The following is a 20776-nucleotide window of genomic DNA, read 5'->3' as shown; positions in this document are numbered from 1 at the left end:
TTATATTTTGATTTACGCCGACAAAATACAGCAGCTCAAAGGTCCTATTTTTGTGTTCGGGGCTAGTGGCTTCATTGGAGCCAACCTTTTCAAAGATATCTTCAGCATTCGCAAGGATGTATACGCGCTTACCCACGACGCCACCAAAGCATGGCGACTCAAGCTCATGGATGTCCCCTTTGAAAACATCGTCCACTGCGATATACTTTCAAATAATTCGGTCGAGCAAATTTTTGAAAAATACAAGCCTCGTACCATTTTCAATTTGGCCGCTTACGGTGCTTATAGTAAACAAAAAAATATCAATCTTACTTACGAGACCAATGTCATCGGGACAGTCAATATTCTTGAAAACTGTACCGACCAAACCGTATATATTCATGCAGGTAGTAGCTCCGAGTATGGATTCAACTGCACGGCACCTAAAGAAACTGACCCTGTCAAACCCAATAGTCATTATGCCGTCTCAAAAGTTTCGGCGGCGTATTTGATTGAGTTTTATGCCAAAGTTCACCAGCGTAAAGCCCTTAATCTAAGACTTTACTCCATCTATGGCGGCTGGGAAGAACCCGACCGACTCATTCCGCGCCTAGTCGAAGAAGCCCGAAAAGGCAAATATCCTCCTCTAGTATCGCCAGATATTAGTCGTGATTTTGTGTACATCGACGATTGCGTAGAAGCCTTTGTAGATGCGGCGTTAGGAGTCAATTCGTCAATTGCTGGCAATTCCTACAACATCGCTACTGGTACCAAAACCACCATGCGTGAACTCGTGGATGTATCGCGTCAAACATTCAAGATAGCTGATGCGCCTCTCTGGGGAAGTATGCCCAATCGAGGCTGGGACTTAGCCGAATGGTACGGCGACCCTACCCAAGCCCAACAAGATTTGGCGTGGCAAGCACGTACTTCTCTAAGTGATGGACTAAGACTTACCAAAGAATGGCAAGAAGCTCATCAATACGAAGAGCGTTTGCTACCTGCTTTTGCCAATCCTAAGCTCAATCCTGTCATTACGGCGATTATTGCCTGTTATAAAGATGCGCAAGCCATTCCGTTTATGTACGAGCGTTTGGTAAAGACTTTCAATGAAATGAAGGTCAGGTATGAGATTATTTTTGTCAATGATGCCTCACCCGACAATCAGGAAGAAGTTATCAATCAAATTTGCCAAAAAGACCCCAATGTTATTGGTATTACACACTCGCGTAACTTCGGGTCGCAATCGGCATTTTTGAGCGGTATGGAAATTTCGACGGGCGATGCTGTGGTGTTGATGGACGGTGACTTGCAAGACCCGCCAGAAGTGATTCCTCAATTTTATGAAAAATGGTCGAATGGCTTCGATGTAGTATATGGTGTGCGTGTGCAGCGTGAAATGAAACCCCACATTCACTTCTTTTATAAATCTTTCTACAAAGTATTCCAAAATCTTAGCTACATCCCTATCCCACGTGATGCCGGTGACTTTTCGATGATTGACCGTAAGGTCGTCAAAGAATTGGTGGCACTTCCTGAGACTGAGCAGTTTTTGCGGGGGCTACGGGCCTGGGTTGGTTTCAAACAAACGGGGGTTGATTATGTACGACCCGAACGTATGTTTGGCGTATCTACCAACAACTGGCGCAAAAATATCTGGTGGGCTAAAAAAGCCATTTTCTCTTTCAGTTTTGCCCCTTTGGAGTTGATGAGTTATGCCGGTTTTATTCTGACAGCTTGCTCAGTATTAGGAATTTTTTATCAGATACTAGCCAAATACATCATTGCGCCTGATACACCGCAAGGATTCACGACAGTAATCATCCTGATTACCTTGTTCGGAGGTTTAACACTGTTAGGAATTTCATTCTTGGGTGAATATATCAGTAAAATATTTGAAGAGACTAAAAAACGACCCAAGTTTATCAGAACAAAAATTCAAAAAGGTGAAAAGGTATTTCGTACTTCTGACGAGATTATGACCCTTGTCAAACAAAGGAAAAAATAGCTCTTTTCATCTTACTCAATCAATAATGAAATTCTCTACTACTATAGCTCGACTAGCCAATATAAGTTTTGTTTTTCCACTGCTCATCTTTTGTCTCTTTTTGGGGTATTTCGCTGCCGATGTACCCCAAGGAGATGATTTTGAGTTGATTTTACATTTTCTAACCAACTATGTATCTACTCAAAGTTTGGGAGAAAAACTCTCACTCCTAACGGCGCAATTTGTAGAGCACCGGTTGTTTTATACCCGTTTTGTGGTCTTACTTCAGTACTTAGTGAGTGGGAAAGTTTCCTTTTATTGGATTATTATTTTAGGGAATCTTTCGTTGTTGGGAATTTTGGTGATTTGCTGGCGGCAACTCAAGCTTGCCCATTATTCTACTATTTATTTGTTGCCTGTTTCGATTATTCTCTTTCAGCCTTGCTATTCGTACGATGGTGTTTTGTGGCCTGCCGCTACACTTGCCTACAATTCGGTTTCTTTCTTTGCCATTCTTACCATACATTGGCTATCAAGTAGGCAACAAAAACACCTTTGGTGGGCCCTCGGCAGCGCATTGATGTGCACTTATACATTCGGTAATGGAATCGTCATTTTAGGTGTAGGAGCAGGACTTTTAATCGCCCAAAAACGCTGGAAAGACCTTTCGATTTGGGCCTTAGGTGCTTTGGTAATCGCGATAGTTTATTTTACAAATTATACCAAATTTGAAAATCGTAACAATCCTTTCAACAACATCACCCAACATTTCCGGTATGTAGTTACCAATCTGCTTGTATTTCTAGGCTCAGCACTCAACTGGAGTGAAGAATGGCCCAAGAAACTTACAGCGAGCGATGTAGCTTCTATTTTGGCGGGAGGATTTATTTTAATCTGCTTTGGGTATCTCGTGGTTCGACTTTTAAAATCGTATTTCAAAACGCCTATAAACGAAAAGCCGTCTCATCCCAACCGCTTTTTCGATTTTCAAATTGGAAGTTTGGGTTTCTTTGTATTGACAGGTTTTTTATTGTGTCTTTCGAGAGTTGACAAAGACGAAATCCTGATGCACATCAATCGTTATCGTATTCATTCGGTGGCAGGCTTGGTGTTAGGGTATTTTTGTTTGCTCCCTTTTTTGGCAAAACAGAAATTGTTTTTTAGAGGATTTGTGGGAGCATTAGGCATTTTTTGGCTTATTTCTTTTTTTCATTTTTATAAGATTTTTGCCGAATACAGCCGTTCGTATACTTCTGCACAGCACAATTGGGTCAGTACGCATCAGTGGTTTATTTATCGTGATACTTCCTACTGGGAAGAAGCTTCCAAGCTGGCTATGGACAAAGCAGAAAAAGCTCTTCAATATCGTATTACAAAGTCTCCTTTTGACATAGTCGCTGAAAAAGCAACAGTGTTCCCCCATTTCAAAATGGAACAGTCTCCTACTGATAAGATTTTAAAAATATCATCAGACGTACCTCGCTTATCGCTCAAAGAAGACTATTACATTGCTTTTCGAAATTTATCACAATCCCAAACTTACTTAGTACCCGCAGTGTACAATCGCCGTAGTATTCGGTTGGTGATGATGGGGAATGATTATTATTACCCACACTTCAATTTAGAGCTCACCTATCGTCATTTCCCAACGGGAAAATATCAAGTAGGCGTAGCTCATGTTGTAAACAATTCCTTAGAAATCCAATGGCAGCCCGCCTATTTTGACGCCGTGCAGGAAAGTAACTTCACCCATTAAGCATTTATTAGAATTTGGGTAACCCTTTGAATTTTGTTTAATTTGTATTTGTATTCATCAATTATATGAGTATTCCTGAGTCGTTGATACACTCAAAAGGATGTAAAAACCATGCGTAAAGAATTTTCAGCCGCCATCGAAAAACTAGCCCTCGCCGATGAATCAGTAGTATTTATCACGGGCGATTTGGGCTACAATGCCTTAGAAAACCTCCAAGAGAAGCTAGGTAATCGTTTTATCAATGCAGGAGTAGCCGAGCAAAACATGGTGGGAGTAGCCGCCGGAATGGCTTACAAAGGATATAAAGTATTTTGCTATAGCATTGCTCCTTTTGTGGTGTATCGCTGTCTTGAGCAATTCCGTAATGACGCCTGTCTGCACAATCTCCCCGTTTTTTTGGTGGGCAATGGCGGCGGTTATGGTTATGGCATCATGGGTAGCACTCACCATGCAATTGAGGATTTGGCGTGTTTGAGCAGCCTTCAAAACGTCAAAACGTGGATACCTGCTTTTAGCGATGAGGTAGAGCCTGTTTTAACCCAAATACTTCAAGACAAGAGTCCTGCATATCTTCGTCTAGGTGTAGGTGGAGCCACTCCCGAAGGAGCCGAGTTGTCGGGTTCATTGAAAAAAATCAATTACGCTCCTGATGCTTCTACGGCTATCATTGCATTAGGTCCTATTGTCGCCAATGTCCAGAAAGCGCTATCTCAGCTAGGTTTGCAAAACGATTGTGATGTATATACCGCCCTTACTTTGCCCCTTCAACTTACCCCTACGATAATCGAGGCGCTCCGCAAAGTAGAAAATATATTGGTAGTAGAAGAGCACGTAAGCATTGGCGGATTGGCACAGCAGCTGTCTGTCAAAATGCTTGAAGCGGGGATTCATCCTAAAAATTTCAAATCGCTCACTGCCCAAGGCTACCCTAATGGGCTTTATGGCAGTCAAAATTACCATCAGACCCAATCAGGATTAGATGCTTCTCATATTGCGAGTATTATTCAGTCCTTTTCTCATTCTCTCATTCACTGATTGGGTCGATGAACAAACGAGCCTTAGCGTCACTTATCGTTACTTTTGCCCTGATTTTTGTATATTATCAGCTTTGGAATCGCTATGCTATCAACATACCGAAATGGGACGACCATGCCTTCAAAGCAACTATCGAACAGTACGAAAAAGCTAGCGGGCTAGGTGATAAACTACACGCCATTTTTGTCCAACACAATGAGCACCGTGTTGCACTTACACGGATTGTGGCGATTGTAGATTATAAGATTTTTGGCCACATCAATTACGAGCATTTGATGTTTGTCGGAAACCTAGCTTTGCTAGTGATTTGGTGGCTACTTACTCGATTTTTCAAACCGCTTCCGGGAGCCGTATGGTATGCGTTGCCGATTGCTACTTTTTGGTTTTCGCTTGCATTCTGGGAAAATACCTTTTGGGGCATGGCCGCTATCCAAAACTTTTGGGTAGTAGCCTGGGCTGTGCTTACTTTTTGGCGACTCAGCCGCCGCGACAAGCATTGGGCATGGGCCGTCCCGATGGCCTTTATGGGACTTTTTACGAGTGGTAATGGTATCCTGATTTTTCCTTTAGCGCTGGGCGTCCTTCTCCTCCAAAAACGGTGGAAAGTCTCCTCTTTTTGGGTAGTCTTTAGTGCGATCAGTATTGGGCTTTATTTTTGGCAATACAAAGCTCCACCCACCGACTTAGGAGTCAAAGGCAGTAGCAACTTGCTGACACTCATCAAAGGGTTTCTGCTATTTTGCGGGTCATTATTTGAAAGTTTACCTTTTGGGAATACCCCTATCCAAATGCCCTTTTTGATGGGTGGACTCACTTTATTTGTCAGTTTAAGTATTTTACTTTACATCCTGCGGAGTTATTGGAAACGTCAATTCGAGTTGAATGAGTTTGATTATTTTTACTTAGGAGGGGTACTTTTTGCTTTGGCTACGGCGGTGATTGTAACTTATTCGCGCATCGGACTAGGTCCCGAAAATATGCTTACGAGCCGTTATAAGTTGTATTCTGCTCTTTTACTAAGTTTTAATATCGCCTATTTGACCCGCTTGGTCAGTCCCAGATTTAGAGAAGTACTTACATTGACTTTTGTGGTAGGTGCCGCTTTCTTGTATGCTAGCAATCAGCACTATCACCTCTACGATACGATTCAGCTACGAAAATTCAATGTAACCAGCTGCTTCAACTGGCGCAACGACCCTACTAATAAGCCTAGCGCTATATATCATCCTCCTAGGCTGTTGTTTGAAAAAATACAAATCCCCTCTGATAGTCTCATGGTAGGAAAAACCTGCTCGCTTGTTGACCAAAAACTAAGCTTGGCACAGCCCGAATATCAAGTATATGACTTGCGTGATGGTGGGTTGTATGTATTGTTATCAAACCAGAAAAATCAGTATATTTTTCCAACGACTCCCGAACGTAAGCATTCATTCCGTAATATTATCAATTACAATCGCTTTTTTGCCAAAGGTTCGTCCGTTCAAATACCTGCCTCTGAGGTCACCGCAGGTACATATCGGGTGCGTTGGCTACACTATGACCGTAAGGGAAAGTTATATTTTGAAAATGCCCCCTGCGATGTAGTAACCTTTGAAAAAGTAGCGCAACAAAGTATCAAGACAAATTGGTGAAACAGCACAACAACTATTTAATTCAACTTGACGGATTACGTTTTTTGGCCGTTGGATTGGTACTCTGGGACCACTGGACTCCCGAGCCTCATTTTCTACCTTTTGGCAAATTAGGCGTTAATCTATTTTTTGTATTGAGCGGTTTTCTGATTGCTAGGATTTTGATGAGTAGCCGCGACAAGCTCTTTGGGCAATCCAATGGGTTAGGACAATACATGAAAAAGTTTTATATCCGCCGTACCCTTCGGATTTTTCCTATTTACTACCTTTCTTTGGCCGTACTCTGGCTTTTCAACGACCCTTCCGTACGAGGCAAAGAGCTTTGGCAAATTCTGTATGCTTCTAATATTTACATTGCTCTCAAAAAAACATGGCTAGGAGTGACCGACCATTTTTGGTCTTTGGCGGTCGAAGAGCAGTTTTACATTTTTTTCCCGATTCTTATCTTTTTTATTCCAAGACGCTTTCTGGTACCTTTTTTTGGGGTGCTGATTGGAGTAAGCCTCTTATTGCGCACTTATTTTTTCATCACAGGTCAGCCGTGGTTTATTTCATATGTCAGTATGCCCACTGCATTGGACGCTTTCGGGCTAGGAGCAATCATGGCCTACATACAGCTTTATCATCGAGTTACTTTTCAGTCTATTTTCGACAATCGTCTGTACTTATGGGTAAGTTTGGCGGCATTGGCCGTGGTGTTTTATTGGTCAGCCCAAATCACCCAATCAGGTGTTGACCAAGATCATAATCTATCTATTAATATTTGGGAACGATTCTTTGCCTCTGTATTCTTTATGTTCCTTTTAGGAGGTGCCATTGTTGGGTATAAAGGCTGGTTTAAATGGGTTCTGGAAAACCCCGTCAGCAACTATTTAGGCAAAATTAGTTATGGTCTATACGTATATCACAATTTTGTGTATAATCACTACCATTCTCCCGCCAACCACCCCGTGGTAAGGTTATTGGGAAAACTAAATCGAAGCATAGAAGGCTTCCAACAAATGCACGTTGCTCAGTTTTTGATATTATTCTTGCTTACTACCATTGTGGCATCCATTTCATGGCATTTGATAGAAAAACCCATCAATGACCTCAAAGACAAATATGCCCCTTAAAATTTTAAGAAAGCTAGTTCAGAAGTACCACAAAATAAATCCTTCTCTTGTAAACCTAGGGTACACGGCTTTTTTTGAGTAGTTTTGCGAAATTTTACTGTGCTTTGATTCAAAAACGGATAACAAATAACATTTAACTTAAATTACCTCACTTAATGAGCCTTTATTTCTCGATTGTGATGCCTGCATATAATGAAGAAGAATGTATAGAGCAGGTCGTAACCATGTGGACATCCTTCCTTAAGAATACCTTCCCTGGCAAAGAAACCAAACTCATCGTAATTAATGACGGTTCTAAAGATGGTACCAAAACTATCCTTGACCGCATCGCCCCTGGTATCGACAATCTACTTGTAGTACATCAGCCCAATGGCGGACACGGCAACGCCGCCGTCAATGGTTATAAAAAAGCCGTAGAATTGGACTCGGAATGGGTATTTCAGACCGATAGCGATGATCAATTTGTGACCGAAGACGTCATAAAGCTATGGGCAAAACGTAATGAATCAAACTTTATCATGGGGTATCGCCAAGTGCGCTACGACGCACCTGCTCGTTTGGTAATTACGCGAATTCTTAAGTACACTATCTTTTTTGCATACGGTACTTTCATCAACGACGCCAATATCCCCTTCCGCCTTATCAAAGGAAGTTATTTGAAAAAATTGTTGGCGCAGCTACCCAATCCAGAGCCTTTTGCTCCCAACATCTTCTTGGCAGTTATGGCAAAAAAAGCTGGCGAAAAAACCTTTGATATACCCATTACGCACAAAGAGCGTTTGACAGGCACCGTTTCTATCTTGCGCTGGAAACTTATCAAAGTATGTATTCAAAGTTTTAAGGAGCTGCTACGATTCCGCTTAGAACTAAATAGCAAGGTGAAAGCAATAAAAGCGGCCTAAAAGAGTAAGTAGCATAAATGGTACACTGTTTGCAGCATAATGGTGTATAATTGATTGCTTACTCGTTTTAACCTATGAAAAAAAGAGGACTAATAGTCGGTCTATCCTTAGTATTATTATTTGCGGGGTGGTGGGGTTTTCAACGTTGGCAGAGGTACTCGGCCACGGTGTGGAAACTACTACCTGAAAACTCTTTTTTTCTGATTCAAAGTCAGAAACTGCAAGATACTACGTATAAAGTCCAAAAAGGGGGTATCGAAATCCGGGACATTCCTTTGCTAAACTTAGCAGCCCGCCAAATCGACCTTTTTCGGCTTCTCACCGACGACAGCACCCGTGCCGAAAAACTCCTCCAAGGGCGTCCGATTAGTTATGTATTACAAAAAACATCAAGTGGTCGCTTTACTTACTTGATTTTTGTACCCTTGGAAGCATTTCAAAGCTATGGGTGGCTAGAAGGGCCAGTATCTTCTAAGGCCAGAGTAACCTCTCATATCCATAGTGGACAAAAAATCTACGACGTGACTAGCCCCACTTCGGCCCCTCTTTTTGCTTATACTTTTTTCAACAATTTTTTGGTGGCCTGTGTCTCAGGAGATGTCTTGGAAGATTGGGTACGATTTGCCCAAAGTCCATTGCGAACCACCAATACCAGCCGTTTTGAGAGCATCAAACAAGAAAACAGTGACCTAAGTATTTATCTTGATAATGTGGTTTTATCAGAAGCCCTACGTCGTGATGCAGCTGCCAGTAGCGACGCAGGTTTGCTGTACTTTTTGTCTTTTTTGCCAAGTACCGAGGGACTTCACCTAGATAAGTTTTTTTCTTCCAAAAATCCAACGCTTATTTCGAAAGGTAAAAAAGTAAAACTCGGCGGTTATTTGGAGGCCCTCAATGATCAAAAAGCCAGTCCTCTCAAAAGTACCTATTTCATTCCCAACAATACAGCTATTATGTACCGATTGGGATTTGATAATGCCAGCACTTTTTCGCGTAAGCTACGTGCTCAGTTGGATAATGTTTCTAATGACTCTGTCAATCAGCTACGCCGTAACTTACTCACTCAAATCGGTAACGCCCGCGTTGACTCTTTTTATAGACACTTTAATAAAGAACTGATTTTGTGCCAGTTAGAACCTAACAATGTTCTTACAAAAGGGCAAATTATCCTTCAACAGGTAACCCCCAAGCATGGATTAGAGCCTTTTTTTAAACGTCTAGCGATTCTTTTCAATAAAAACACTGGTCTCCCCTACGAACCCTTCCAAGGAGGGTATGTCTATACCATCAATTGGCCAGAGCTACCAGCAGTACTTTTTGGTGGTTTGTTCAAAGGGTTTCAGAAATCGTACGTAGCTTTTCACCAAAACTTCATTGTCTATAGCAATGATTCACAAGTACTCAAAGACTATCTCATTGATGTAGAGTATCAACGTACCTGGGCCAATTCGGCGATTCATCATACTTTTTTGAATAAAACCCTTGGTGCCTCCAACTTTACTTTTATTGTTAGCCCTCGTAAAAGTAAGGATTATTTAGCCGCAGGTTTCATGAATTATCTCTTCACAAACCTCAATTACGACATTACAGAGCAACTTCCCTTTGATCAGATGGTGTTTCAATCGGCCTATAAAAGTGGGCGAGCCTATTCATCGCTGACGTTTGGGCGCCTTACCAAAGCCGCCAATGCCAAAACCCTTAATAAAGTTTTTCTACAACAAGAACAGGCTTTTGAACCAGCACCAGCTGGCGGAATTTATACGGTCAGAAATTACCCCAGTGCGCTCGACAAAATGATTGTCGTCACTTCGTCAGGAGAATTGCAGAATCCATTTGTAGAAGAGAAAAAACGTAAAATTGCTCAACTCGACGCTCCGATTGTGGGCGATATTTATTCAGTAGATTTTTTGAGCATCGGGCGCTTGCAATATGTATTCGCGACCGAAAAAAGTTTATATGTCATAGACGAAGATGATCGTCAAAGATACATGTCCTTGCCCCCTATCAAGCTACCCGCTGGGCGTAGCGTACGTAGTTTCCAACAACTAGAAAGTGGAATTGAGGGCAGCTTTCGCTTCTTGGTTATCGACAATGAGGGATATTTGTACCTTTGGAACAGTCCCAGTCAAGACCCTATCGTACTCAATCGTTCCAGGCCTTTTGCAGAATTGCTATTGCCAATTCATGAAGTAGAATACCTGGGCAAACGTCATTTCTTATTTACCCAAGCTTCGGGACAAGTGGGGCTCATCAGCGAAACGGGGGTGATTCCTCCACCCTTCAAAATTGACCTTAAAACCAAATTTACTGGGCCATTTTTTGGGGTATTTACGCCCGAAACAGGCACCACTCACCTGATAGGTGTCAGCAAGTACGGCGAACTACACGATATGACATTGACGGGTAAAATCTTGAGTAAAACGCAGCTTTTCCGCTCCGACCCAACGGCATTTTTCCGTGCACGCTCCTCCATCAACAACCGCGATTGGATATTGTTCCGTGAATCAGAGACCCAATTTGCCGTACTAGACAAACAAGGACGTGAATTGTTTTCGGCTAAGGGACTGATTCCCTACCGCAACAATGTACAGTATCATTTTTTGGGCTCAGACATTAAGTTTTTAAGCGTAAAATCGGGTAATTTTACCACCCTTTATACCCTCAAAGGTACCCAGCTCGGTGACAAGCCGATTCCCAGCGAAATCCCCATACGGATTACGCTCGTAGAAGGCTACAACAAATTGCTCATCCATAGCTACGCCAACAAAAAACTCCAAACTTGGTCCCTCAAAATCAGGTAATTGTGACACATATTCTCAAATATATTATTCTATTCGTTTTCTCACTTTTGTGGATGATAGGCTGCAATCCTATGCTCCGCCAAAAAGCCTTTGACCTAGGATTGACCAAAGATTCTTATCGATACGGAGATTTGTACCGCTTGTCTAACCTTCCAGATTTCAAACAACTTACCCAAGCCTGCCCTAAACAATCGAATCTTCCTAAAACCAATACGAGCTTATACATCATTGGCGATAGCTTTACCGAAAAAGCCCGCGTAGATAGTCTTGATTTTGTGGCTAAGAATTACTTACGAACGCACTGGAACGAGCCACTAACCATACAACTAGATACCACAAAACGTAATATACTTGTGCTACAAACCGTAGAGCGGCATTTTAGAGAGCACTTCGTAGACTCTGTAAGGGTTCTTAAAATAGGTAAATCTCAGAAAGTCGTGCCCCAAGGTGAAGCAAGTATTTTTTCGCTTGACTATTGGGACAAAGTATTGGGCGAAAGCGAAGAAGCCCTGACGAGTTTCCTATTTTCGGGTGACGTATTTCTGACCTTAAAAGAATGGAAAGCAAGCCTTAATCTCGCGTGGTTTGACCGCCACAACGACCAAGTTGCCCTCTCCCCCGACGGGAAGAATATTCTTTTTTGCTGGGATACCGATTCGACTCGTATTACATCTTCTTTCAAATATCTCCCCGATAGCGAACTAGACAGCCTCATCAAGGGTGTTAACCAAACGCGCCAGCACTATCTTTCGTTAGGCTTTGACGAAGTGTATTTATCCATTATTCCCAATAAAACCAGCATTGTAGCCCCCTCAATGGGCCCTTACAATCACTTGGTAGAGCGCGTACAGCAATACCCTTCTCTACAAGCCCCCGTGCTTGATATTTGGCCGGCTTTTACTCAAAACTCCCAACAAGTGTATTCCCTAAGCGATACACACTGGACTTGCTTTGGTCAATCCATTTGGGTCAAGAAAGTAAATGATGTGCTGAGGTAGAAAGTATTTTTAATCATACAAAAAAGACTCATCATATTGTTTTAGTGCAATACATTTATTTTGATAACCGCTCAGTAACTGAAAAACGCCATATATAAGCGGACCTCCAACTACCCACAATCCTCCCTTCTCTAAAAAAATAAAACCATATAAAGTAATTAAAATAGCTATTACACTAAGTAATGTCCAGATAAATCCTCTTTTTATCCTGGTATTTGCATTATTGATAGTATAAACTGCAAAAGCGTTTCTAGCTACTTTTGAACACCATCTTTCTTCTAGTCCTCTATCTTGCAAATAACTTCTCACAGCTGTTACAGAATTGCCTCCTTCTAAATACTTAATAGCTTCCTTTATGTAAAAATCATGTTGTTTTTTATTCATATCCTATCTGTTATTTATCTTCTCACTATTGACAAACATATCGTATTTTAAAATACCCGCATCTTTTGTTTCATTTTCTATTTCTTTTATTCGCTTTCTAATATAGCCTGAGTTAATTCTCTGCCGTTCAAGAGCCGCCCCAAAATGATATAGATTATCATTATAATCATCTTCGAGATAAATAAAATTACTTATCTGATATTTATATGCAGACCCTTCACTATGTACTTGAAGCGACTGATAATAATATTGAAGTGCTAATTGATATTGAGGAACTACCTCAAGAGTATGAATCACTCGAAAACCTAATAGTTGATTAAAAATGCTATCAATTTCGAAATCTAATTCAAGTTCAGCATCCAGTATTTTACATAAACGAAGGTGCTTTAACCAGAAGGCCAATTTTTCGTGAAAAGAAGCCATATAAGCATTATTTAAGAAATGGTTGACACCATATATTTTTAGAGATGCAATAATATGGTAATTACAGTAAATAGAATTTACTACTACTTGAAAATACTCTTTTAGTAAAACTTTCATTTGACCCAAACAAATGTCATTTTCGTCCACTATTCCTAATTTTTTACTAAGATATTTATCGGAAAATCTTTTAGTAAATTCATATTCTCTAATTTCAAGCTTATCAATATTATTGTCATTGATGAGAAAAAGTGATGAATACTCTTTTTCCCAAGAAATTAAGTTAGGGGTAGTTCTTTTATTTATATCTATGTATTCTTTATTCAGTTTTTCTTTCAAATATTTATAATTCATACTAACTTGTAAGTTCAACTCTACTATTCGAACAAATTGGTGTGAAATACCATTAAAAGGAGTCACGAGGCTTTGTTCAGGGCATCTAGTTATAAAGTCTTCAAGTGTTGTGTATACAGAATAATCACTTGCCTTTATTTTCATATCTGCAATTAATAGCAAAGCTTCTTTAGTTTCAGGATTATTAGAGAGATTCATATAAATATACTTCGAATATTCTTTAGGAGTTAACACTGAGTTGATATCAAAATAGTCTTTAAACTTAAGTATTTGTGGCCTATCAGATGAGTTATTATTCCAGCTACTAATTTCCAATATTTTTTTTAGAAAACTATTTTCAAGCCAAAATATAAGTTTTTCTGAGCTATCATCAAAATACAGAAAATTCCTCATAAGCAAGAGTATTTTCCTAAACTGAAAGCTAGTACTATTACTGCGCCCAGATTTCAAGTAAAATCTTCCTGATAAATAATACATTAACACTATTCCTTCTAACAAAACTCCTTCATTTTCATTTGTTTCACCAAACAAGAATGATTTATTATTATCAATATACGATTTAAATCCTTTATCTAAATTTCCAATTACTGATTCCTTATCATCATTTTTTATCTCTATAATAGATTTTAGAAACTCATTAGATAAAATTTTCTTTTTTTCATCTTCCACAATTTTTAAATCAAACAAAGTAAGAAGTAAATCACCTAATCTAGTAAGAGCATCAGCAACTCCTCTCAGCATATTTTTATCATGAGAATTATTGAAGTCATAAATCATATCAAATGAATTTTTTACAATACCATGCAAACAACCTAATTGTTTATTATTGGGCAAATATGACGCAAGGCATTTTTTATAGTACACATATGAAATAAAAGAAAACCTAAAATCCCTAGAGCCATCCCTAGTTAAGCTACCTATATTAAAAATCATTTTATTATATTTATTGTTTTTATTAATTTCTTCAAAAGACTTTTGAATAAAAGAATGCTCCTTAAGAGGTTGTTCAAAAAAAATCATATTCAAAAATTCAACATTCACCTCCATTTCATTATATGGAAGAGGCATGTTTTTATAAAAGGCAATTGTAGCCATTTGTGCATAATGGTTTGATTCAATGATATCTCTACCATTGTATGAAGTCTTACCAACATTATTAAGCATATCATGAAATATCTTACTAAAATTAGCCATTTTTTGAAAAGTAAGCCCTTCGTCTAACTTCTCCTGCACATATACAACAGAAGCAAGTGCATTAGAGCTTAATAGTAATAACTCTCTAAAAGAAGGTGAAACTAGCAGTAGACGTTCTTCTCCATTAGCCTCAAAAAAAGATTTCATTTGAAGTAATGCATCTGTATAATGCCCCAATGCTACATCATATGACTTCATTTTCTCATAAGTAAGCCCCAATTTTAGTCTAAATCTTACAGACAGTATCAATTGTTCATGAGTAAAATATTTAACTTCTTTTTTCGGCAAACCCTGCAAAGCATCAGAGTATGATATTATAGCATCTTCGAATTCATCATCGTACAGCTCTGCATCTCCAAGTAAATTATTAAGAAAGGTCAATGACATTGAAAATTCATCATTGCTATCTTTAAAATCTTTGTGGGTTTCACGAAGTTCTTTTATACGAGCGGCTAAATGTTTTTTGATAGGGTAATTCTCATCCAATGTAAAATTAAAAGCTGCTGATTCTTCCTCAGCAATCTTTGAAATATATGCTATTTCATTATGCGTTTTATCGTAGAATTTATATTCAAAAAAACCTGATTCAGTTTCACGTATATGATTTTGACTTAGAAAATAAATAAGCTCTTCAATAAATAGTCTTAGTTCAGGGGTTTTATTAGACGATATGATTTCAGGCAACAATTCTAAGTTCTTAATTGAAAAAGCAAATGGGTGAAATTTAATAAGATTATCAATTAGGTATGGCGATGAAACCAATAGACTATCCCCATAGCGTTTTAGAAAACTACCATACATCAAAAGAAAAGGTCGAAATAAATATGAAGTAAAACCTAATTTATATTGTTTTTTATATGAAATTCTTAAATACAACTCTCCCATAGTATTATCTTTGTCATACATAGGACTTCCCGCATAAATATTCAATCTCCTATCTATTATTTCGTTTTTAGGAACCCTAACAATAGATTCTTCTAACAAGTGAACCATTTTTTTAGGAGATCCATTACTGCGGTAAGCAATATATATAATAAGATTTTGAAGAGTAAAAATTATTTTCAAAATCTCCTCCTTAGAAAGACAATTTTCTTCCCCCCCTACTTCATCTTCTTTTATCATTCCAGAATCACATCCACTAGGCTCATGAGATACACTTTCATTTATTTTTTTACCATATTTTTCATTTAAAAACTCATAGTAGTTCGCCAAAAAATGATTTTTGTAAAATTCATCTTTTTTATCTTTTTTGTATTTTTCATCAATAAGAATTTTTTCAAGGTATTCTTCTACCATTTCTCCAATTCCAGAAGCTCTGCTCCTAGAAGGTTTATCTCTATAAAAACTATCTACGTATATAATCTGATGAAAGACACTACTAATAGACGATTGTCTATCTGCAATATCTGCTAAAGAAGCATCAAACATTTCTCTTCCTGCAATAAAAATAAAACGTGCTTTTGCTTCAGTAACAAAATATTTCATTGAAGATAATAAATTCAAAACTGCATACTTACGTTCTCTCAATTCATTTGTATAAGTACTATAATGTAGGTTAGTAGAAGCTGCAATATTTTTCTCATAAAAATACCCTTTTCCTGTTTGTGGATCTAGCTTATCCAACTCATCAAAAACAAATATAAACTCTTTAGTATACCTAAATTCCCTCAAAATATTTACCAAATCAACAAACACTTCTCTATTAAAAGCAATAAAAAACATGAAAATTAAAACAAAAAATACGCAAAAAACAGCCTCATCTCTCGCAACACAATACAGCACATACAAAAAAAATAAAATACTAAAATTAATAACTATAAAAAAAACTAGCACAAAAATTTTCCCTAACATTCTACTTCTATCATAAAAAAACAATTTTTTATATTTACTTAAAATTTCAATCAATTCATATTCAGCTTCTTTAGATGTAAGTGGTTGAAATTTTTTTGATTTTTTATTTATAAATCCTATAGGTAGTTGCTCATTGGTACTCTGAATCCCTTTTTCATCATTTACTTCGCCTTGGCAGCGATCGTATAGCAACTCCACTTGCCGGTATATAGTCACTAATTTGTAAACAGAGGAGTAATTTCGAGCTATATATAGCAATAATTGCAAAATCTGAAACATCCCCAACCCCCCTATCAAGCTTACTACTAAAGCATTGATGATACTGTGTTCTTCTGCAATCTCAATATTAATCTGAAAATACTTCCCAAACAATAGCAATAAGAAGAAGCTCAAGCAGCCGAAGAAAAAAATCAAACTACGTCGTTCAAGGTAATTGATAATTTTCAATCTATCATTACCTTGAAGTTCATCCTTGATAAACTTAGTAATTTGCCTTAAAACATCTATTTCTTTGAGATCATTTTGGGCAAAACTTATGTGGCTTTCCTTAACCTTAACATTATTCTCATCTTTAAATTTCTTATAATCTTTGATGACTTTCCTTACAAAACTTGTTTTCCCCATACCCCGATAACCCGTAACTAGATAAGCCCCTCGCTCATCTCCATTTTTAAGCATGTTTAACAATCGCTCGGTTATTTTATTTCTCCCTAAAAATATTTCACCATCATTACCTTCAATTGGATGGTGATCAAAGGTGTATTTTGGGAGAAAAAGGTATATATTCTTAATAAATGCCTTGTACGCATACGAATATTCAGAAGCCATAGTCGTAAAGAGTTTAGTTTGACTTTAAAGAAAAATTACTCTTTCAACTAATTCTTTTTTTAAAAAAAGTTATCAAGTGGCATATCTTTACCAAAATCTTCTTCTTTTAACACGTATAAGGCAAAAAAAATGGCACCTAAGTTAGTGCCATGATTGGTTCATAATATCACGAAAATCCTCCTACTTCTTCCCTGCTCTTTTGAGCAACTCATCTCTTTTGAGGATAATCATCTTGCCAATAGGCTTGCCTTCACGGTATGTAATCACGCGCAAAGTGACAGGGCCTTCGGGGATTTCGATAGGATTGGCATAGGTTGGCGAATAACGCCCCGGTACGGAGTCATCTATCGAATAAAAAATATCCAAATAAGGAACCTCCGTTTCGAGAGCTACCGTCAGTTTACCGTCTTTCAGCTGTGGTTTGATGACAGCATCATAAGCGCCACGGGCATAATTTATCCCTGCCAAATCGGCACGTTCCATTTGGGTTTCCATCCGGCGGACAAAATTTTCCCAATTTTTGCTGCCTTTGGGCGACCAATACACCTCCGACAACGCCCAACTCCGTGGGTACAGCATATACTCCGCATGACTCAGGGTATTGACACCTTCGGTCCAGAGGTTGCCTTGGCCGCCCAAAATAAACTTAGTATCTACGCCATCGGGCACGGGTTCAAAATCATAGCAGGTTTTGAGGCGTAAGGTGCTATATACATAAGGCTCAAGGGTAGCGTCGCTTTGCATATAGTCGAGATAGCAATATTGTACGGGTGTCATGATGACATTGTGCCCCATATGAGCCGCTTCGATACCCCCTTTCAGACTCCGCCAACTCATCACGGTAGCATCGGGGGCAATCCCACCTTCCAAAATCTCATCCCAACCCAAGAGCTTCTTACCTTTCGATTTCAAGATTTTGTCAACTCGTTTCATAAAATACGCCTGTAGCTCTTCCACGTGCTTCATATTCATTTGTTTCATCAACGCTTGGCAACCCGCGTCTTTTTCCCAGTAGCCTTTATAGCATTCGTCGCCCCCCACATGAATGTAAGGACTCGGAAATAAAGGCGCTACTTCGGCAAATACTTTGTCCAAAAACTCATACACTTTTTCATCCGAAGGATTGAGGGTATTATCGACCAGCATCTTAAACGTACCGTCGCTGTACCATTCCGAAAACTTACTACCGGGGTTTACTTTGGTGTTGGGGTCTTTGGTACAAGAAAGCTCCGGATAAGCCGCCAAAGCCGCCATGCTATGGCCGGGCACGTCTATTTCGGGCACGATTGTTACGTTTCTTTCTTGTGCATAGCGCACGAGCTCCCTAATATCGTCTTGGGTATAAAAACCACCCTCCGTAGCAGCTTCTCCGTCTTTGGGGGGAGCCAATTCGCCAAAATCTCCGATACGAGGTACACGCCATGCGCCCACAGAGGTAAGTTTGGGCAAAGATTTGATTTCGATACGCCAGCCTTCATCGTCGGTCAAGTGCCAATGCAATACATTAAATTTCATGCGAGCCATGTAGTCGATATGGCGTTTCAGGTCTTCTTTCTTAAAAAAATGACGACTTACATCAAACATCAATCCACGCCACGCAAAACGCGGATAGTCAAGCACGCGAACGCTCGGAATCGGCCAACGACGCTGCACCACGTTCTGACTTTCGATGTCGGTCGGTAGCAGTTGCAACAAAGATTGCACACCATAATACAAACCTGCCGGCTGATTAGCCGCTATTTTTACACTTTTGCCTAACACCTCCAACTCATAGCCTTCACTACCTAAAGTGGCTTTGGGAGTGGCATTTAGGTACAAAGTGATGGCATTGGGCAAAGCTGATTTAGAGTTAACAACTTTTAGCGAAAAACCAGTAGCCACCGCTAGTTTTTGCGCCAATTGATGAGCTATATCTTTGGCGTCCTGTTGTCCATACACAATCGTCGAGGCAGCAGTAAGCAGATATTCGCCGTTGAGTTGGTTCAATTCTACGGGTTGGGGAATAAGATGAATCGCCTTTTTTTGGGCGTAAGTGGTAAGGCAACACCACAAAATACAAAAAGCCAGGGTGTACTTCATAAAAAGGATTTTAAGTCAAAGTGATGAATAGCCACAAAAATACGCGGAGTTTTTACATTTTTTTAAAATATAAAACTCCGCAGGATAGAGCTTAAAGAAGTGTATTTCCAGGCGCTTTCCCAATAAAAAAGCCCCAAATCAACGGAATTTGGGGCTTTTTGTAGGACTTAGGGGACTAAAAAAATCACCATATCGCATTGATTATCAACAATTTAAAACACTTAATACCCAATATTTAGACTTAAATTTCTTCTTTTACAGTTACTCTTAGTTAGATATAGTACTGTATATCAATCTATTACAAGATAGGATAGATAAAAAGAATATACCCTGAGTACTAATGGGAAAATAGACTTTCCAAGTTTTATACTTATAAGCTTGATAATCAGTGGATTTATAAATTTGGAAAGTCTAAACTAATTTTGCTTAATTACTCATTTTGTAATCTATGTGATTATTCAAGCGTTGGGCGTACCCAAAAGGGGCAATCAGTTATCGGTTATACAGCTTGTTTTTAATTGTCCGTAAATTGTGATTGTCTGGGGTTTCTTGCTCCTGACATTAATGATTATCAATATTTCACAGTCAAGGAGAAAACAAAATAATATTTGGCAAATAAGACTAAAAATCCAGTATAGTATGCTTAAATTAAGATGTTCGTAGCTTTAAACATTTCAATTTTATATTATTTAAGATTTTATTTATATATTTGATTAAATTCAATGACAATTATAATTAAATGGAAGAATCTAATAAATTGCCAAAAAATCCTATCTATAACAGTTCAGCTTTTAAATGGAATTTACAAGATAAAGCTTCATCCTTAAGTGCTTATACTTATATGAGAGAGGGTTATAATTATTCATCCCCTCATTATTCCTCAGAATCTTCCAGTTTAGGAACTAGAAACTCTATATTTACAGAGGATTTTCTAAAGAAAATACAAAGCGATTCGAAACTATCAAGCGAAATTGCTGCATTGAAAAGCGAGGTATCAAGTAAAAGTGCTGAGGTAAATAAGTTTAAAGCTGATGCGATTGAACGTGAAGCGGCGATAAAGAGTTTAGAAGATGCTAATAAAAAACTTAACGCTAAAATTCAAATACAGCATATTGCTTCGAGAATCTCCACCGAAGCTAACGAAAGATTAATGGTAAATTCAAAATTTCAAGAATTATTTGATAATTTATCTAGTTATGAAACTACGGTGGTATCTATAGACATTCGACGTTCTACTGAACTGATGTTGAAGGCCAAAAATGCAGTTTATTTTTCAGATTTTATTAATAATCTCCGCACTATACTTTTTAACATAATAATATCAAATTATGGAGTTGTATATCCCTGAAATAGCTTGACACAAATTGTGTAAAGTTATGAAAGTGAGCAGCTTTATTAATTTAAAGAAAAAGTACAAAACAGGTGCCTTTCGATGGCATGTCATTGAACTGTATCGATTGGA

At 38.6% G+C, this 20776-nt stretch carries 12 protein-coding genes; 9 read left to right on the top strand and 3 right to left on the bottom strand.

Going from position 1 to position 20776, the window contains the following annotated elements; genetic code table 11:
- Window positions 1–7 precede the first annotated feature (7 nt).
- From P1X15_RS28535 to P1X15_RS28500, 8 genes are all read left to right on the top strand, one after another.
- Complete coding sequence (locus P1X15_RS28535) at window positions 8–1987, top strand: NAD-dependent epimerase/dehydratase family protein (protein WP_277341539.1); 1980 nt, start codon at window positions 8–10, stop codon at window positions 1985–1987.
- A gap of 25 nt (window positions 1988–2012) precedes the next feature.
- Complete coding sequence (locus tag P1X15_RS28530; protein WP_277341538.1) at window positions 2013–3722, top strand: hypothetical protein; 1710 nt, start codon at window positions 2013–2015, stop codon at window positions 3720–3722.
- Window positions 3723–3833: 111 nt separating this feature from the next.
- The gene (locus P1X15_RS28525) at window positions 3834–4757 is read left to right on the top strand and encodes a transketolase family protein (RefSeq protein ID WP_277341537.1); all 924 of its coding nucleotides are present in this window, start codon (window positions 3834–3836) and stop codon (window positions 4755–4757) included.
- Window positions 4758–4765: 8 nt separating this feature from the next.
- Window positions 4766–6388 (top strand): hypothetical protein, encoded by a 1623-nt coding sequence (locus tag P1X15_RS28520; protein WP_277341536.1) that lies wholly within the window; start codon window positions 4766–4768, stop codon window positions 6386–6388.
- Window positions 6385–7503 carry an acyltransferase gene (locus tag P1X15_RS28515; RefSeq protein WP_277341535.1) on the top strand — a complete coding sequence of 373 codons (1119 nt, stop codon included), beginning with the start codon at window positions 6385–6387 and terminating at the stop codon, window positions 7501–7503. Before P1X15_RS28520 ends, P1X15_RS28515 begins: the two co-directional genes overlap by 4 nt.
- Before the next feature lie 155 nt (window positions 7504–7658).
- On the top strand, window positions 7659–8405 hold the full coding sequence (locus tag P1X15_RS28510; protein WP_277341534.1) for a glycosyltransferase family 2 protein: 747 nt from the start codon (window positions 7659–7661) through the stop codon (window positions 8403–8405).
- A gap of 74 nt (window positions 8406–8479) precedes the next feature.
- A complete protein-coding gene (locus P1X15_RS28505; RefSeq protein WP_277341533.1) occupies window positions 8480–11206 on the top strand; it encodes a hypothetical protein in 2727 nt (908 codons plus the stop codon).
- A gap of 2 nt (window positions 11207–11208) precedes the next feature.
- Window positions 11209–12204, top strand: coding sequence for a hypothetical protein (locus P1X15_RS28500; RefSeq protein ID WP_277341532.1), 996 nt, complete (start codon window positions 11209–11211; stop codon window positions 12202–12204).
- 9 nt (window positions 12205–12213) lie between these two features.
- On the opposite strand, the gene P1X15_RS28495 is transcribed toward P1X15_RS28500, so the two are convergent.
- The 3 genes from P1X15_RS28495 to P1X15_RS28485 all read right to left on the bottom strand — a co-directional run bounded on the left by P1X15_RS28495 (window position 12214) and on the right by P1X15_RS28485 (window position 19314).
- A complete protein-coding gene (locus P1X15_RS28495) occupies window positions 12214–12588 on the bottom strand; it encodes a hypothetical protein (RefSeq protein WP_277341531.1) in 375 nt (124 codons plus the stop codon).
- Window positions 12589–12591: 3 nt separating this feature from the next.
- Window positions 12592–17235 (bottom strand): ATP-binding protein, encoded by a 4644-nt coding sequence (locus tag P1X15_RS28490; RefSeq protein ID WP_277341530.1) that lies wholly within the window; start codon window positions 17233–17235, stop codon window positions 12592–12594.
- 180 nt (window positions 17236–17415) lie between these two features.
- Window positions 17416–19314: a beta-N-acetylhexosaminidase gene (locus P1X15_RS28485; RefSeq protein ID WP_277341529.1), complete on the bottom strand. Its 1899-nt coding sequence runs from the start codon at window positions 19312–19314 to the stop codon at window positions 17416–17418.
- A gap of 739 nt (window positions 19315–20053) precedes the next feature.
- Here P1X15_RS28485 and P1X15_RS28480 point away from each other — a divergent pair.
- Window positions 20054–20662: a hypothetical protein gene (locus P1X15_RS28480; RefSeq protein ID WP_277341528.1), complete on the top strand. Its 609-nt coding sequence runs from the start codon at window positions 20054–20056 to the stop codon at window positions 20660–20662.
- Window positions 20663–20776: the final 114 nt, after the last annotated feature.

It is taken from the genome of Runella sp. MFBS21, assembly GCF_029433105.1.
Lineage (GTDB): Bacteria > Bacteroidota > Bacteroidia > Cytophagales > Spirosomataceae > Runella.
The sequence above is the reverse complement of the archived record's forward strand: the minus strand, read 5'-3'. Positions and strand labels throughout refer to the sequence as shown.

Bases quoted from the DNA above. Each gene is read 5' to 3' on its own strand.
- P1X15_RS28520 (WP_277341536.1), top strand. From the start codon at position 4,766: ATGAACAAACGAGCCTTAGCGTCACTTATCGTTACTTTTGCCCTGATT.
- P1X15_RS28505 (WP_277341533.1), top strand. From the start codon at position 8,480: ATGAAAAAAAGAGGACTAATAGTCGGTCTATCCTTAGTATTATTATTT.
- P1X15_RS28510 (WP_277341534.1), top strand. From the start codon at position 7,659: ATGAGCCTTTATTTCTCGATTGTGATGCCTGCATATAATGAAGAAGAA.
- P1X15_RS28485 (WP_277341529.1), bottom strand. From the start codon at position 19,314: ATGAAGTACACCCTGGCTTTTTGTATTTTGTGGTGTTGCCTTACCACT.
- P1X15_RS28530 (WP_277341538.1), top strand. From the start codon at position 2,013: ATGAAATTCTCTACTACTATAGCTCGACTAGCCAATATAAGTTTTGTT.
- P1X15_RS28525 (WP_277341537.1), top strand. From the start codon at position 3,834: ATGCGTAAAGAATTTTCAGCCGCCATCGAAAAACTAGCCCTCGCCGAT.
- P1X15_RS28490 (WP_277341530.1), bottom strand. From the start codon at position 17,235: ATGGCTTCTGAATATTCGTATGCGTACAAGGCATTTATTAAGAATATA.
- P1X15_RS28495 (WP_277341531.1), bottom strand. From the start codon at position 12,588: ATGAATAAAAAACAACATGATTTTTACATAAAGGAAGCTATTAAGTAT.
- P1X15_RS28480 (WP_277341528.1), top strand. From the start codon at position 20,054: ATGGAAGAATCTAATAAATTGCCAAAAAATCCTATCTATAACAGTTCA.